This is a genomic window from Bacillus sp. N1(2025), from assembly GCF_053470005.1.
Window position 1 is genome coordinate 259056 of sequence record NZ_JBLTJB010000005.1, and the last position, 16314, is coordinate 275369.

The following is a 16314-nucleotide window of genomic DNA, read 5'->3' on the forward strand; positions in this document are numbered from 1 at the left end:
TCTCAAAAAAAAGAACAGCCGGCAGCCGTTCTTACTTGAAAATATTAAACCAGCCTTTGCGGGCGAACCAAAACAGCATGGCGGCCACAAGAACGGCCATTACGCCCAAAACGATAAAATACCCGTATTTCCAATGAAGCTCAGGCATGTTATCGAAATTCATGCCGTAAACCCCCGCGATGAACGTCAGCGGGATAAAAATGGTCGAGACGATGGTTAATGTCATCATAATGGCGTTCATCCGGTTTGAATTCAGCGTCACATAGCTGTCCCGCAAATCTGACGTCATATCACGGTTTGACTCGATCAGCTCAGCCAGCTTTAACAGGTGGTCATAAATATCGCTGAAATACGCTTTCGTTTCACGGCTTTCTTTTACATGGTCAAGGCTCAAAATCCGGTACATTAAATCGCGCATCGGAATGATCGTCCGCCTCAGGTTCAAAAGATCAGTCCGCAATTCAAACACTTCATTCATTAATGTGCCGTAAGATTTATGTGTTCTGCTGTCTTCAATTTCATTCAGCCGGTCTTCAATTTTGTACAGCACAGGGAAATATTCATCGACAAGCTGATCCATAATCATATAAGTGATGTGCCCGGGCCCTTTTTTGGCTAATCCCGGAGAAGCGAAAAACCGTTCTCTCACCTTTGAGACGCCGGGCGATTCGTGCAAATGGAAGCTGACGATGAAACGGTCGGACTGAAAAATGTCCACCTCTTCCATTTCCAGTGTGTCCGGGTTCAAGGCGTGGAGCACATAAAAACGGTAGCCGTCATAATGGTCGATTTTCGGCCGCTGCATGTGCTGAAAGCAATCCTCGATCGCAAGCGGATGAAAGTGAAAATAATCCCGCAGCAGCTCGATTTCATGCATCTCAGCGCCGAAAAAATCAACCCAGTACCATGCGATGTCCGGTTGTTCTGTACGTGATAGGGGGATATTATTTAATATCTCATTATGTGTTGTGATTGCGGTTATATGTATCATAAACAACCCTCCGCCTGCCATTATATCATGCGGCGTTATGAAGAAAAGTATACGAATTGCCGCCCGGCCGCTTCATGATATACTTGGACAAAAAGGGGTGGAGCATATGTGGAAGGAAACGGTTTCGGTCACGCCGCCGTATCATTTTGATAAAGTACTTGAAAGGCTGTCGCTCGATCCGCTGAATGCGGTCGATCTTCATGCAAGATCAATCAAAGTGCCGCTCAGAACACGGGACGGCAAACTGTCTGTCATCACGGTTCAAGGGGAAGGCACCGCCGCAGACCCGGTCTTCCTCGTCAGCGGAGAAACGGACCGCGAGGAGATGATTGAACGGATCAAACACATTTTTCAGTGGGAACAGCCGCTTCAGCCTGTGCTTGATCATTTCTCAAAAACAAATCTGTCGGCGCTTTTTGAGGAACATGCGGGAACCCCGCTCGTCTTGGAGTATGACGTCTACAACTGTCTCATGAAATGCATCATCCACCAGCAGCTCAACCTGTCTTTCGCATTTACCTTAACGGAACGGTTCGTCCATGCCTTCGGTGAACAAAAAGACGGCGTCTGGTGCTACCCCGAGCCGAAAACGATCGCGGCGCTTGAGTATCAGGACTTGCGGGAGCTCCAGTTCAGCATGAGAAAAGCGGAATATGCGATTGACATTTCACGGATGATTGCAGAAGGAGCGCTCAATCTGGCGGAACTTACCCATTTATCGGATGAAGACATTATGAAAAAGCTGATCGCCATCAGAGGCATCGGCCCGTGGACCGTCCAAAACGTCCTCATGTTCGGTCTCGGCCGCCCGAATCTGTTTCCTTTGGCGGACATCGGCCTGCAAAACGCCGTCAAACGCCGCTTCGCCCTAGAGGATAAACCGTCAAAAGACTTGATGCTTCAGGTAAGCAGCGAATGGGCGCCGTATTTAAGCTATGCGTCCTTGTACTTGTGGAGAAGCATTGAATGATGAGGATTTTTGGAAACTTCCAGTGAAAAACATGAAGGAACCGCCGGCTGCATGTTATACTGAACAGATGTGATATTTCAAATCAGCCGCTTTCCCATGAGAAAGGCTTTATATAGAAACGGAGAGAAAAAAACGTGAATCAACATCAAAAAAAGGCGCCTGCCGAATTGAAAATCGGACAGACATTTCCGCTGACCATCAAACGTCTCGGCATTAACGGAGAGGGCGTCGGCTATTTTAAGAAAAAAGTTGTCTTCGTTCCCGGCGCTCTGCCCGGTGAAGAAGTCGTTGCCGAAGCGACAAATGTGCAGCCGAAATTTTCAGAAGCACGCGTCAAAAAAATCCGCAAGCCGTCTGAACACCGTGTCACGCCGCCATGCCCGGTCTACGACCAGTGCGGCGGCTGTCAGCTTCAGCATCTGGCATACACCCAGCAGCTTCGCGAAAAACGCGACATCGTCATTCAGTCTCTGGAACGTCATACGAGATTCAATGTCGAAGAAATGAACATTAAAGATACGATCGGAATGGACAACCCTTGGAATTACCGGAACAAAAGCCAGTTCCAAGTCGGACGCTCGCAAAGCGGCAGCATCATTGCCGGCTTATACGGACTTGATTCCCATAAAATCGTCCCGATTAAGGAATGCATTGTCCAGCATCCGGCAACAAACAAAACAACGGGTATCGTCCGCCGTATTTTGGAAAAACACAACGTGTCCGTTTATAACGAACGGACCAAAAAAGGCGATGTCCGCACCATCGTGACGAGAGTCGGTTTTGAAACAGGCGAAGTGCAGGTCGTGCTTGTCACCGCGAAAGAGACACTGCCGAATAAAGACGAGATCGTCAAAGCCATTCAGAACCGTCTGCCGGAAGTGAAATCGATTATTCAAAACATCAATGGCGCGCGCACATCCGTCATTTTCGGTGACAAAACAAAAGCGCTGGCCGGAAGCCATGCCATTCAAGAAGTGCTCGGTGACGTGTCATTTGAACTGAGCGCCCGCGCCTTCTTCCAGCTCAACCCTGAGCAGACGGTTAAGCTGTATGACGAAGTGAAACAAGCGGCTCAGCTGACAGGAAAAGAAAAAGTCGTAGACGCGTATTGCGGCGTCGGTACGATCGGCATGTGGGTTTCAAGCGGCGCAAAAGAGATCCGCGGCATGGACGTCATTAAAGAATCAATTGACGATGCGAAGAAAAACGCCAAAAAACACGGCATCAAAAACGCGGCATATGTCACAGGAACAGCCGAACACTGGCTCCCGAAATGGACGAAAGAAGGCTTCCGCCCTGACGTGGTCATCGTCGACCCGCCGAGAACGGGCTGTGACAGAACATTTTTAGATACCATCAAAAAAGTAAAACCGAAACGCTTCGTCTACGTATCCTGCAATCCTTCCACACTGGCGAAAGACTTGCAGACGCTGTCGAAGGACTATCGCGTCGAATATATTCAGCCTGTTGATATGTTTCCGCAGACGGCTCATGTAGAAGCCGTGGCGAAGCTTGTATTAAAATCGTCTAACTAAAATAAACAATTCGTAATCAGACCTGGATTTCGGTAAATAAACAATTCCGATTTCCGGGTTTTTTCATGTTTTGCCCTTGTCCTACCTGTTTTTTGTCTTTATTTAACTGATAAAAAGAGTTGAAAAAACGTATGGAAAAGCAAGTGAAAAACAGCCAGCAGGCTGCTTTCTATTAACACTTTCTTTTTTCCGTTTGGAAACGGCATTACAGACAAAATATGAAGATCTTGTTGTGAACCAGCAGCAATAACAAGTCGTTCAAGTTCCGTGAATACTTGTAATTCCCGTTAATATTTTGTAAACTCCTTTCTTAAAGAATACTATTAGCAATAGTTGTAATAAATGATAAAAAGGAGGTGGAATCGAATAAGAGATGTATTGGAACTTCAACAACTGTTTGAAGGTTCTGATGTAGAAGCTGCAAAAGGCAAAGGTGGCTTACTTTAATGTATAACGTATTAGCATTACAACAATTAAATAATAGCGCCGAGGCGGAATCGTAAGTGATAACAACTATTACAGTAATACCTGCGATGGTTATATCCTTAATAAGTAATTATCGCGACAATCATGCTTCATCATATAATGATGTTAGATTGACACTTGGCTAAAAAGTATTGCAGAAAAGGAAATGGATAATGAAATGGGTAAAGTATATAAAAAAAGTTGGTTTCTCACGGTTTTGGCATTTTTAGTTTCACAGCTTTATTTTAATTTTGCAGAATTAACGGGATGGGGTCCTAATTATAGAGAAATGAATGGATTCCCGGCAAACATAGCTGAACTGAATTTCTTTCAAACATATCTTTCATTCTATGATAATCCATGGTTTAATATTGTCACTGTTTTCTTGGGGGTTTTCACTGTTATACAAATAATCACAGGTATAACAAAGGATATTCGAAATGAAAGCAATAACTTCTGATGCCTTATTTAATGATGAAAGAAAATGAACACTTTCTTATTAATCTTATGAGTGAGGACTGCGACACTTAGTCAGCAGTCTATTTTATTGGTTCTGGATCAGGATTACCGAATCGTAATCTTATACAAACATATATAGGTGATTGTATAAAGATATTAACATAAGGGGTTTGAAAGCCAATCGACCCTTAGTACATATACTGTATAGAGCCAGAAGCCACTTGTTGCGTTGGTTATTTCTAAACCATGAGCAAATCTCAAATGGTCCAGATTGAAGTTTGAATTCTTTTAAGTTCGAGTTTATTTTCTCTTCCCATCCCCTTACTCCATACCATCCCCAACTCATTTTGCTTAATCATATTATTTCTTGAAATTCGTTTTCCGTAAATGATATTGAGATACGGATATGGTGCAGCGTTAAATATTTTATCTTCGATAACAGGACAAATATTTTGCATTGGTAATAGGGAGAACTCATATGATATTCTATTTAGGTTGGAATCCTTTTTGTCCAAAAAGAGCAAAAGTAAGGCCCTAAGAAAGATGAAGGTCAGCGCTACTACTAATAAACCACAATATAAAAAAAATAGGTGTAGATAATCATCACACTTTTTTCTCTTTCGAACCGATTATATGGTTAAGGAGTTGTAAGGTGTTCTATCATATCTATTCTACTTCAGTTTGCTTTTCACTTTTTAACGAGTAAAAAGTGAAATGTTCAAAATTTACTATCGTTTGATAAGAAGTGCTGACACATGCTATAAGTGTAAAAGAAGCATGGTCAGTTTTTAATTTTGGGATAAAGGTTTGGCTGTATCCCATCATGAAAGGATTTGGATTTGTTATGACAGATAATTTCTGGCGTGAATTACCGCGGCCATTTTTTGTACTGGCACCAATGGAAGATGTGACGGATGTCGTTTTTCGCCATGTTGTGAGTGAAGCAGGCAGACCTGATGTGTTTTTCACAGAGTTTACAAACTCAGAAAGCTATTGTCACCCGGATGGGAAGGATAGTGTGCGCGGCCGTTTGACTTTCACGGAGGATGAACAGCCGATGGTTGCCCACATATGGGGAGATAAGCCTGAAAACTTTCGCCAAATGAGTATTGGGATGGCGGAATTAGGGTTTAAGGGCCTGGATATCAATATGGGCTGTCCTGTACCTAATGTGGCGGGGAATGGAAAGGGAAGCGGCCTGATTTGCCGTCCTGAAGTTGCAGCCGAATTAATACAGGCGGCGAAAGCAGGAGGTCTGCCGGTCAGTGTGAAGACCAGACTTGGCTACACGGACATAGACGAATGGCGCGGCTGGCTGACACACATACTGAAACAAGACATTGCGAATCTTTCCATTCATCTGCGTACAAGAGCGGAAATGAGTAAAGTAGATGCGCATTGGGAGCTCATCCCGGAAATCAAGAAACTTCGTGATGAGATAGCGCCGGATACCCTTTTGACGATCAATGGGGATATTCCTGACCGTGAAACCGGCTTGAAACTCGCTGAACAATACGGTGTTGACGGGATTATGATTGGACGAGGCATTTTTACTAATCCATTCGCCTTTGAAAAGGAGCCGAGAGAGCATAGCAGTAAGGAATTGCTTGATCTTTTGAGATTGCATCTGGATCTTCATGATGAATATTCAAAAGCAGAAGCCCGAGCATATAAACCGCTCCCCCGCTTTTTCAAGATATATCTCCGCGGATTCCGGGGAGCAAGTGAATTAAGAAATCAATGCATGAATACAAAGTCAACAGATGAAGTGCGTGCATTGCTCGATGACTTTGAGAGAAAGTATCTTGATGGGATGGAGCAAGAGTGACATAAACAACCTTCATCCGGCCCGGATTTCGATTTGAATTCCGGGTCTTTTTGTGTGCAGTTTTTACCCAGACAGATCCATGGCCAGTTTCGTCATGCAGAAATAAACGAATAATGGTACATTGATAGGAGATACATCATAAAGGGGGAGAGAAAAATGAAACGACTGTGCATCATCCCCTGCGGCAAGAAAAAAATTTGGGATGTCCATTCAGATACAGGTCCGGTAAGGGCGGAAGACGCTTATCTCAGCCCGTTTCATCAGGCGTGCGAGCGATATGCGAAAGCATTTTTCGATGAGTGGGTGATTTTGTCGGCGAAGCACGGATTCCTTCGTCCGGATGATATTGTTCCCGGAAATTACGATGTCACTTTTGGAACCGGTCATCCGGAGATCATGGCAGCGGACGAGCTGCGCCGTCAATTTCATGAAAAAGGCTTCTCCGACATCGAGGAGCTTGTCATGCTTGGCGGGAAAAAATACCGAAGCGTCCTAAACGCCGTCATCGGAGAGCATCAGCATATCACCTGGCCTTTGTCATCGTATAAAGGCATTGGCTACATGCTTCAAGCGCTGAATCGGGCTGTTGAAGAAAAGCATGAACTGCAGCACGTGGATATGAAAAAAAGAGTGTAACCACTCAAACGCCACGATAGACTGTATGCAGAAGAATGAAGCAGTTAAAAGATTTCCGAGGAAATAAATACGTCGATCATTGTCAAAGACAGGGTGATGCCCGGTCTTTTTTGTATGCCATAAAACGAGACAAAGGGAACAGATCGAGACAAAATGAGACACCTGTCTCAAACTGTCTCCATTGTAAAAATAAAAACATTCATTTTACGGGCTTCAAAGGCTGGCATGCTTCTTGCATTTATAAGTGTGAACCCTAAATAGAAGGAGGCGCACAAAATGGAATTGTTAAAACGAGAAGGCTTGTCATTAACTGAGGAGAAAGCGCTGTGGATGTACCAAAAGATGCTGGAAATCAGGGGCTTTGAAGACAAAGTGCATGAACTTTTCGCACAAGGAGTGCTTCCCGGATTCGTCCATTTGTATGCCGGTGAAGAAGCGGTAGCTGCGGGGGTGTGCGCTCATTTAGATGATGGCGACAGCATTACAAGCACGCACAGGGGACATGGCCATTGTATCGCCAAAGGCTGTGATCTGGACGGCATGATGGCGGAAATATTCGGAAAAGCGACCGGACTGTGTAAAGGCAAAGGCGGTTCTATGCACATTGCGGATCTTGATAAAGGCATGTTAGGCGCAAATGGAATCGTCGGGGGCGGATTCACGCTCGCATGCGGATCAGCGCTCACGGCTAAATATAAACAAACTAAAAATGTAAGCGTTTGCTTTTTTGGGGACGGAGCCAATAACCAAGGGACTTTCCATGAAGGGCTGAACTTAGCGGCAGTATGGAACCTTCCTGTCGTGTTCATCGCTGAAAACAACGGTTACGGCGAAGCCACGACATTTGAGTACGCGTCAGCCTGTGATTCAATCGCCGATCGGGCGGCTGCCTACAACACGCCGGGGGTCACGGTGGACGGAAAAGATATTTTAGCGGTTTATCAGGCAGCCGGGGAAGCGATAGAAAGAGCAAGAAACGGCGGAGGCCCGTCTTTGATTGAATGTATGACTTACAGAAACTACGGCCATTTCGAAGGGGATGCCCAAACTTATAAAACAAAGGATGAAAAGACTGAGCATCTTGAAGAAAAGGATGCCATCAAAGGATTTAAAAACTATCTTCTAAAAGAAACAGATGCAAATAAACTGTCAGACATCGAACGGCGTGTCAGCGAATCGATTGAAAAAGCCGTCTCGTTCAGCGAAAAGAGTCCATATCCGAAAGAGTCTGAGCTGTTGACAGACGTCTACGTGTCATATGAAAAAGGGGGAATGTGAGATGGCGAGAGTCATAAGCATGTCGGACGCGATCAATGAAGCAATGAAGCTTGCGATGAGAAAAGACGACAATGTGCTTGTAATCGGTGAAGATGTCGCCGGGGGAGCGGCGGTCGATCATTTGCAAGATGATGAAGCATGGGGCGGTGTACTGGGGGTCACAAAGGGGCTCGTACAGGAATTCGGGCGCAGCCGAGTGCTGGATACACCGATTTCTGAGGCGGGCTACATGGGTGCGGCCATGGCTGCGGCATCCACGGGGCTGAGACCGATTGCGGAACTGATGTTTAACGATTTTATCGGCACGTGCTTTGATCAGGTGATCAACCAAGGGGCGAAATTCCGCTATATGTTCGGCGGTAAAGCGCAAGTGCCGATCACCGTCCGCACCACATACGGAGCCGGGTTCCGGGCAGCCGCTCAGCATTCGCAGGCGCTGTATGGCCTGTTCACCAGCATCCCGGGTCTGAAGACGGTTGTGCCGTCCAATCCATATGACGCCAAAGGTTTGCTGCTTTCGGCAATAGAAGACAATGATCCGGTATTCTTTTTTGAAGATAAAACGTCCTACAACATGAAGGGCGAGGTGCCGGAAGATTATTATACAATCCCGCTCGGAAAAGCGGATATCAAACGCGAAGGCAGCGACATCACGCTGTTTGCGGTCGGCAAGCAGGTCAATACCGCGCTTGAAGCGGCTGCGCAGCTTTCTGAGAAAGGCATCGACGCCGAGGTGCTTGATCCCCGGAGTCTGTCTCCTTTAGATGAGGAAGCGATTTTCACATCGTTAGAAAAAACAAACCGGCTGATCATCATAGACGAAGCCAATCCGCGCTGCAGCATCGCCACGGATATTGCTGCGATTGTCGCCGATAAGGGCTTTGATTTGCTTGATGCGCCGATTAAGCGGATTACAGCGCCGCATACACCGGTGCCGTTTTCGCCGGTGCTTGAAGATCAATATTTGCCGACACCAGACCAAATTGTCAGCGTCACGCTTGAATTGCTTGGCGAGCCGGCAATGAATTAAAGGAGGGATATAGAATGGCTGTAAAAGTAGTAATGCCGAAGCTGGGAATGGCGATGAAGAAAGGTGAAGTATCCGTCTGGAATAAAAAAGTCGGCGACCCGGTTGAAAAGGGAGAAAGCATCGCCAGCATCAACTCGGAAAAAATAGAAATGGAAATAGAAGCGCCTGAAAGCGGCACGCTTCTTCATATTAAAGTCAAAGAGGGAGAAGGAGTCCCGCCGGGAACGCCCATCTGTTATATCGGGGAAAACGGCGAAGAAGTGCGGGAGAAGGAGGCGCCGGCTCCTGAAAATGCAGGGAAACCGCAATCTGAACCTGAACATATGCCCGCTCCTAAAGCCGGGCAAAAGCGTAAACACCGCGTGAAAATATCTCCCGTTGCCCGAAAAATGGCGGAGAAAGCCGGGTTGAAAGTTGATACGCTGAACGGGACGGGGCCCGGAGGCAGAATCGTAAAAGCTGACGTCATCAAGGCCATGAAGACGGAATCTGAACCGCAGTCTTCGGTTCAGACGGCACAGCCGGAGGGAAAACCGGCTTCAGCGATGAGAAAAGTGATTGCAGACCGAATGCACAAAAGCCTGCAAAACAGCGCCCAGCTGACGCTGACGATGAAAGCGGACATTACGGAGCTTGTAAAATGGCAGCGGCAGCTCGCCGACAGCGCGAAAAAGCGGAGCGGTGTTAAACTGACGGTCACACATTTCGTATCCCGGGCCGCGGTGCTTGCGCTGAAACAGCATCCTGAGCTGAACAGCTCTTATCAAGAGGAGCGGATCATCACCTATCCATATGTCCACCTCGGGATGGCGGTTTCTCTTGAAAACGGTCTCGTCGTGCCGGTGATCCGGGATGCGGAAAAGCTTTCATTCCTTGAGCTTGCGGATCACATCAGCACATCGGCACAACGGGCGCGGGAAGGCAATGCTTCCGGAGATGACCTGCGCGGATCGACATTTTCTATTACAAATCTCGGGGGTTACGGAATTGAGCATTTCACCCCGATTCTTAATCCGCCTGAAGCCGGTATTCTCGGAGTGGGCGCAAGCTATGAAACGCCGGCGTTTAAAGGAGATGAGCTTGTCAAAAGCACCATGCTGCCGCTGAGCCTTACCTTTGATCACAGAGTATGTGACGGCGCACCGGCTGCGGACTTCCTGAAAACGGTCAAAGCGCTGCTTGAAGAGCCGGCCGGATTGATTTTATAGAGAGGGTGAAGAGATTGACACTAGCCATTATCGGCGGCGGGCCTGCCGGATATGCAGCTGCCGTGACTGCCGCGCGGAGGGGAGAAGAAGTCGTTCTGATCGACAAAGGGCCGCTTGGAGGCACTTGTCTCAATGAGGGATGCATCCCGACAAAGTCGCTTTTGGAAAGCGCGAATGTGCTCGATAAAATCAGGCATGCAAATACATTCGGCATCGAACTGCCGCAAAACATTACACTCAATTGGGCCCGCATGCAGGGGCGCAAACGGCAAATCGTCAGCCGGCTCGTGCAGGGAATTCAATACTTAATGAAAGCAAATCAGATTAAAGTCATCAGCGGGACAGCTTCATTTCTCACAGAGCAGACATTGCTTGTTGAAGGAGAAGGAGGCGCAAAAGACATTCTGGAAGCGGATCGGATATTGATTGCATCCGGATCTGAACCGGCGGAGCTGCCGTTTGCCCCATTTGACGGCGATTGGGTGATCGACAGCAAAGATGCGCTTTCTTTACAGAAAATCCCTTCTTCTCTGCTTATTGTCGGGGGAGGTGTGATCGGCTGTGAATTTGCCTCTTTATTCAGCCGGTTTAAAACGAAAGTGACGGTGATTGAATCGGCTGACCGGCTGCTCCCGGCAGAAGACGGGGAAATCGCCGCCGTTTTCGAAGACTCTTTAAGAGACAGCGGGGCTGATATTCAGACAAAAGCCGCCCTTCAACGGATTGATAAAGAAAGGAAAACTGCCGTGTGGACAAAAGACGGCAAAGAATTTGAGGCGCAGGCTGATCACGTTTTGGTTGCAATCGGGAGAAAACCGCGTTTGCAAGAGCTGAATCTGGAGCAGGCCGGCATCCGGTATTCTCCGCGCGGTATTGAAGTCAATGACCATATGCAGACCAATGTGCCTCATATATACGCATGCGGCGATGCGGCCGGAGGAATGCAGCTCGCGCATGCCGCCATTCATGAAGGAATCACAGCCGCCGCGCATGCCACGGGAAAGGACAGCAAAGTCGATATGCGGGCGGTGCCCCGCTGTATTTATACATCGCCGGAAATGGCCGCTGTCGGGCTGACGGAAACACAGGCGAGAGAAACATACGGAGATGTGAAAATCGGAGAATGTTCATTTTCTGCTAACGGAAAAGCGTTAATTAAACATCAGCATGGCGGCAAAATGAAAATCATTGCCGAACCGGAATTCGGAGAAATCGTCGGCGTGTCAATGATCGGGCCGGACGTGACGGAATTGATCGGTCAGGCGGTCATGATGATGAACGGTGAAATGACGGCGGATATGTCGGAGCACTTTATCGCGGCGCATCCGACTCTGTCAGAAACGCTTCAGGAAGCCCTGCTGAATGTCACCGGACTTGCGGTGCATTCTGTATAACCGGAATACCCTTTCTCAGATGAGAAGGGGTATTTTTCGTTGAAAGCGCTTTATTTTTCCCCTACAATATATGAAAAGATGGTCTGAACAGGGGGGAGCGAATACAATGAATGTCATTCGGAATGATTTTAAAACCTGGAAGCGCTTTGTGAAAGAAGGCGTGCTTGATGAATCCCGTATTCAGAAGCGGGTGGCCGCCTCATGGCACCGCTGCAAAAAAGCCGACGTCAATCCTTATCTCGAAAAGGGGCCGAATGTAATGCCGGCAGATCATATAGAAAGGCAGGCCGAAAAGCATGCGTTATTTTTAGCGGCCTCAACGCCGTATGCAGAAAGAATGAAAACGGCAATGCGGGAAATGGAAATGATGGTTCTCCTGATTGATTCAGACGGCGTTGTCCATTCAGTTGACGGCCACCCGCGCACCATTCATGAAGCGAACCGCATCAATTTCTTAAAAGGCGCCCGCTGGACGGAAACAGCCGTCGGCACGAATGCGATCGGGACGGCTCTTTATACAAATGAGCCGGTCATGATACACGGCTCTGAACATTATTCGCTCGCTTCTCATCAATGGAGCTGTTCCGCCGCGCCGATCCGTTATGAAGACGGACGGCTGGCGGGTGTCATTGATATTTCCTGCCCCGCCGCCCGCGCTCAGCCTTTTATGCTCGGAATTGCCTCCTCCATCGCTTATACGGCGGAACGGGAGCTTGCCCTAAAGATCAAAATGACAGAACTTGACATGATCAGCAAATTCGCCGGGCTTACCCGGTCTCACGATCCGATCGTGCTTTGCAATGAAATGAGCCGGGTTATCGCCGCAAGCCGTCCCGTTCAGCATTTTACCGGACATACGCTGCGCGAGCTTGAGGAACAGGGCTTTCACATCAAGCAGGCGAAGCGGGAGGAGAACGGCTGCACGTGCATTTACTTGTCCAAACGAGAAGAAAAGCCTTCTTTTATATTCCATGGTGCGGCAGGCAAAAGCCCGTCATCCCGACATATGCTCCAGCAGCTGGAGCTTGTCGCCCGAACGGACGCAACCGTCTGTCTTACGGGAGAAACCGGGACGGGAAAGGAGGTTGCCGCCCGGGCGATTCACAACAACAGCTCCAGGAAAAACGGTCCGTTTATCGCCGTCAATTGCGGAGCGGTCCCCGAAAAGCTGATTGAAAGCGAACTGTTCGGCTACTCGGAAGGCGCCTTCACCGGGGCCAAACGGAAAGGACATAACGGCGCTTTGCAAAAAGCCGATAAAGGCACGCTTTTCCTCGATGAAATCGGAGAAATATCACACTCCATGCAGGTCGCTCTGTTACGGGTGCTGCAGGAACGGAAAGTCACCCCGGTCGGCGGGACAAAAGAGATTCCCGTCGACATCAGAATCATCACTGCCACCCACACTGATCTGAGACAGCTTGTCGAATGCAAAAAGCTGAGAGAAGATTTATTTTACCGGCTTCACGTCTGTCCGATCCATCTCCCTCCATTAAGAGAACGCACCGAAGACATTCCCGGACTCTTCCTTGAATTTCAGCGAAATCGCGGCTGGCGGGGGGAGCTTCCTGATGACTTTTTAGACCTATTAAAGAGCCGGAAATGGCCGGGGAATATCAGGGAATTGTTTAATGTATTTGAACGTCTTTCCGTCATGTTCCCGGACGGACGGCTGTCAGGGCGCCCCATCGCAGCCCTGCTTGAAGCGTCAGGTCTTAAAGAGGCGGCCGAGTCTTATGAACAGGAAGAAGCGTCCCCCGTCTCCATCCGGGAGCACATTCAGAAAAACATCATCGTAAACGCGCTTGAATCAGCGAAGGGGAATGTCACGCTGGCCGCCAAAATGGCCGGAATCCCGCGGAGCACGTTTTACAAACGCCTCAAAAAATTCAAACTCACCGCCGGACAATTGTAAGAAACAAGCATACTTCTCTTGGCTGCCGGACACGTTATGTGTAAGGCCTAAAGGAGGTTTGAAACGTGAATACACAGCGTGCGAAAGACATTTCGGAATCCGCCGCCATGGCGTATGTGACATATGAAGGAGTCCCGATTTATATTCAGCATGTCAACGAAGACAAGGAAACAGCCAGAATTTTTCCGATCGGAAATCCACAATTTGAGCAGGAAGTGCTGCTTTCTGATTTACAAGAGCATTTTTGAGAATGGGTCTGCTGATGACAGCAGGCCTCTTTCGTACCTGTGGGAACTTTCCCGCTTTTTGAGAAAAATAACTAAAAATGATTAAATGATCTAACTCCTCCAAACCCGGTACAGATCGGACCTTCTCATGATATAAATAAAATGTAAACGTTATCAGAGGAGGGCTTCACATGACAGACAAATCATTCTCAATCGTTATTGCAGGCGGCGGCAGCACATTTACCCCCGGAATTGTATTAATGCTTTTGAATCACCTGGAAGAGTTTCCGATCAGAAAGCTGAAACTTTATGACAATGATAAAGAAAGGCAGGAGCGGATTGCGGGTGCGTGTGAGGTATTCATAAAAGAAAAAGCGCCGGACATTGAATTTTTGGCGACTGATGACCCAGAGACGGCTTTTACGGATGTTGACTTCGTCATGGCGCATATCCGCGTCGGAAAATATGCGATGCGCGCGCTCGATGAACAAATCCCGCTGAAGTACGGCGTGGTCGGCCAGGAAACATGCGGGCCGGGCGGAATCGCATACGGCATGCGCTCTATCGGCGGTGTTCTGGAGATTCTTGATTATATGGAAACGTACTCGCCTGACGCATGGATGCTGAATTACTCCAATCCGGCGGCGATTGTGGCTGAAGCTACACGGCGCCTCAGACCGAATTCAAAAATATTGAACATCTGCGACATGCCGGTCGGAATTGAGGATCGCATGGCGAACATCCTCGGATTATCTTCACGGAAAGAAATGAACGTCCGTTACTACGGCTTGAACCACTTTGGCTGGTGGACGTCCATCACAGACCGGCATGGCAATGATTTAATGCCGAAGCTGAAAGAGCATGTCCGTGAATACGGCTACGTTCCGAAGACGGAGGCCGAACAGACTGAAGCAAGCTGGAATGACACATTCAAAAAAGCGTGCGACGTTCAGGCGGCTGACCCGGATACGCTTCCGAACACATATCTGCAATATTACTTATTCCCGGATGATATGGTGAAAAAATCAAACCCGAACCATACGAGAGCCAACGAAGTCATGGAAGGGCGCGAAGCTTTCATTTTCAGCCAATGCGATATGATTACGCGCGAACAATCATCGGAGAACAGTGAAATTAAAATTGATGATCATGCTTCCTATATCGTCGACCTTGCCCGGGCCATCGCTTACAACACAGGGGAGAGAATGCTGTTAATCGTTGAAAATAACGGCGCGATCGCAAACTTTGATCCGTCAGCCATGGTTGAGATTCCTTGTCTCGTAGGTTCAAACGGACCTGAACCGCTCTCAATCGGGAACATACCGCAATTTCAAAAAGGCCTGATGGAACAGCAGGTGTCTGTCGAAAAACTGACGGCTGAAGCGTGGGAAGAGCGGTCATTTCAAAAGCTGTGGCAGGCGCTGATCCTGTCAAAAACAGTGCCGAACGCCCGTGTGGCAAAACTGATTCTTGAAGATCTGATGGAGGCTAATAAGGACTACTGGCCTGAACTTGATGTAAGTCCATCTCATATTTCTTGATGACAATCGTCCCCGTTTTCTTTATCTGTTATTCTATATAATAGAAAGAAAACGGGGGGATTTTTGGGATGAGTCTTGAAGAACTGGTTAACCAGCATTACGCGAAATTAAATGACAACGATTTTTATATTTTAAAATATATATTGAATCATAAACATACGTGCTACCATCTCGGTATCAATGACATGGCGAAAGCCTGCAATGTCTCTCGGTCTTCCATCCTGCGGCTCGCCCAAAAACTGGGCTTCAGCGGCTACAGTGAATTCCGGGTTTTTCTGAAATGGGAGGATCAGCCTGAAGAGGGCGAGAATATGACGTTTGAAAAGCTGCTGGATGATATTGAAGCCAATGTAAAATACGTGAAGTCAAAAGATATGACGGAGATGTGCCGGCTGATAGATGAAGCAAAACGGATTTTCGTTTACGGATCGGGCACGGCTCAGAGGGTGTGCGCCCGTGAGCTGCAGCGGATGTTTGTATCCCGGCGGAAGTATCTGATTTTAATTCAGGACATTATAGAGTTTGATATCATGTGTGATGATTTTAAGGTTGATGACGTATTCATCATTATTTCTTTATCAGGTGAAACACCCGAATTAATTCCGCAGGTAAGGACCCTGTCCGCAAAGGGAGTTCCGTTTATTTCAATCACCAATCTGAAAAACAACGTACTGGCGCAAACGACGCCGTATAATCTTTATGCGACCAGCAAGCCGGTGACGTTAAGCGATAAAACGGAAATCGTCGCATTTGCCCCGTTTTTTCTGGTGGGCGAAGCGTTATTCCGTGCATATGTTGATTATAAAGAGCTCGAAAATTTTGATAAATAGCGGGAGG

At 47.6% G+C, this 16314-nt stretch carries 14 protein-coding genes; 13 read left to right on the forward strand and 1 reads right to left on the reverse strand.

The genetic code is table 11. The annotated features are described in order from the left end of the window. Positions 1–31: 31 nt before the first annotated feature. Entirely contained in the window at positions 32–991 is a 960-nt protein-coding gene (corA, locus tag ACNFN4_RS14020; RefSeq protein ID WP_137988141.1) for a magnesium/cobalt transporter CorA, read from the reverse strand. 106 nt (positions 992–1097) lie between these two features. Between corA and ACNFN4_RS14025 the strand changes: the two genes are divergently transcribed. The 13 genes from ACNFN4_RS14025 to ACNFN4_RS14085 all read left to right on the forward strand — a co-directional run bounded on the left by ACNFN4_RS14025 (position 1098) and on the right by ACNFN4_RS14085 (position 16307). Next, positions 1098–1961, forward strand: a complete 864-nt coding sequence (locus tag ACNFN4_RS14025) for a DNA-3-methyladenine glycosylase family protein (protein WP_022552763.1) — start codon at positions 1098–1100, stop codon at positions 1959–1961. A 134-nt stretch (positions 1962–2095) separates the two neighbouring features. Beyond that, positions 2096–3496 carry a 23S rRNA (uracil(1939)-C(5))-methyltransferase RlmD gene (gene rlmD / locus ACNFN4_RS14030; RefSeq protein ID WP_029974025.1) on the forward strand — a complete coding sequence of 467 codons (1401 nt, stop codon included), beginning with the start codon at positions 2096–2098 and terminating at the stop codon, positions 3494–3496. Positions 3497–4139: 643 nt separating this feature from the next. After that, the gene (locus tag ACNFN4_RS14035) at positions 4140–4421 is read left to right on the forward strand and encodes a YfzA family protein (protein ID WP_089072480.1); all 282 of its coding nucleotides are present in this window, start codon (positions 4140–4142) and stop codon (positions 4419–4421) included. 843 nt (positions 4422–5264) lie between these two features. After that, positions 5265–6248, forward strand: coding sequence for a tRNA dihydrouridine synthase (locus ACNFN4_RS14040; RefSeq protein ID WP_007408522.1), 984 nt, complete (start codon positions 5265–5267; stop codon positions 6246–6248). A 156-nt stretch (positions 6249–6404) separates the two neighbouring features. Continuing rightward, the gene (locus ACNFN4_RS14045; RefSeq protein WP_017419128.1) at positions 6405–6884 is read left to right on the forward strand and encodes a DUF6884 domain-containing protein; all 480 of its coding nucleotides are present in this window, start codon (positions 6405–6407) and stop codon (positions 6882–6884) included. Between the two features lie 276 nt (positions 6885–7160). Beyond that, a complete protein-coding gene (gene acoA, locus ACNFN4_RS14050; protein WP_022552766.1) occupies positions 7161–8162 on the forward strand; it encodes an acetoin:2,6-dichlorophenolindophenol oxidoreductase subunit alpha in 1002 nt (333 codons plus the stop codon). 1 nt (position 8163) lies between these two features. Then, positions 8164–9192 carry an acetoin:2,6-dichlorophenolindophenol oxidoreductase subunit beta gene (acoB, locus tag ACNFN4_RS14055; protein ID WP_007408525.1) on the forward strand — a complete coding sequence of 343 codons (1029 nt, stop codon included), beginning with the start codon at positions 8164–8166 and terminating at the stop codon, positions 9190–9192. Positions 9193–9206: 14 nt separating this feature from the next. After that, positions 9207–10400 (forward strand): dihydrolipoamide acetyltransferase family protein, encoded by a 1194-nt coding sequence (locus tag ACNFN4_RS14060; RefSeq protein WP_191389576.1) that lies wholly within the window; start codon positions 9207–9209, stop codon positions 10398–10400. A 14-nt stretch (positions 10401–10414) separates the two neighbouring features. Beyond that, a complete protein-coding gene (lpdA, locus tag ACNFN4_RS14065; protein WP_109566790.1) occupies positions 10415–11794 on the forward strand; it encodes a dihydrolipoyl dehydrogenase in 1380 nt (459 codons plus the stop codon). Between the two features lie 106 nt (positions 11795–11900). Then, positions 11901–13709 carry a sigma-54-dependent Fis family transcriptional regulator gene (locus tag ACNFN4_RS14070; RefSeq protein ID WP_448200260.1) on the forward strand — a complete coding sequence of 603 codons (1809 nt, stop codon included), beginning with the start codon at positions 11901–11903 and terminating at the stop codon, positions 13707–13709. A 65-nt stretch (positions 13710–13774) separates the two neighbouring features. Beyond that, positions 13775–13957 (forward strand): H-type small acid-soluble spore protein, encoded by a 183-nt coding sequence (locus ACNFN4_RS14075; protein WP_003155535.1) that lies wholly within the window; start codon positions 13775–13777, stop codon positions 13955–13957. Between the two features lie 170 nt (positions 13958–14127). Beyond that, positions 14128–15477 carry a maltose-6'-phosphate glucosidase gene (gene glvA, locus ACNFN4_RS14080; protein ID WP_448200261.1) on the forward strand — a complete coding sequence of 450 codons (1350 nt, stop codon included), beginning with the start codon at positions 14128–14130 and terminating at the stop codon, positions 15475–15477. A 68-nt stretch (positions 15478–15545) separates the two neighbouring features. Next, positions 15546–16307, forward strand: coding sequence for a MurR/RpiR family transcriptional regulator (locus ACNFN4_RS14085; protein WP_014417219.1), 762 nt, complete (start codon positions 15546–15548; stop codon positions 16305–16307). Positions 16308–16314 lie beyond the last annotated feature (7 nt).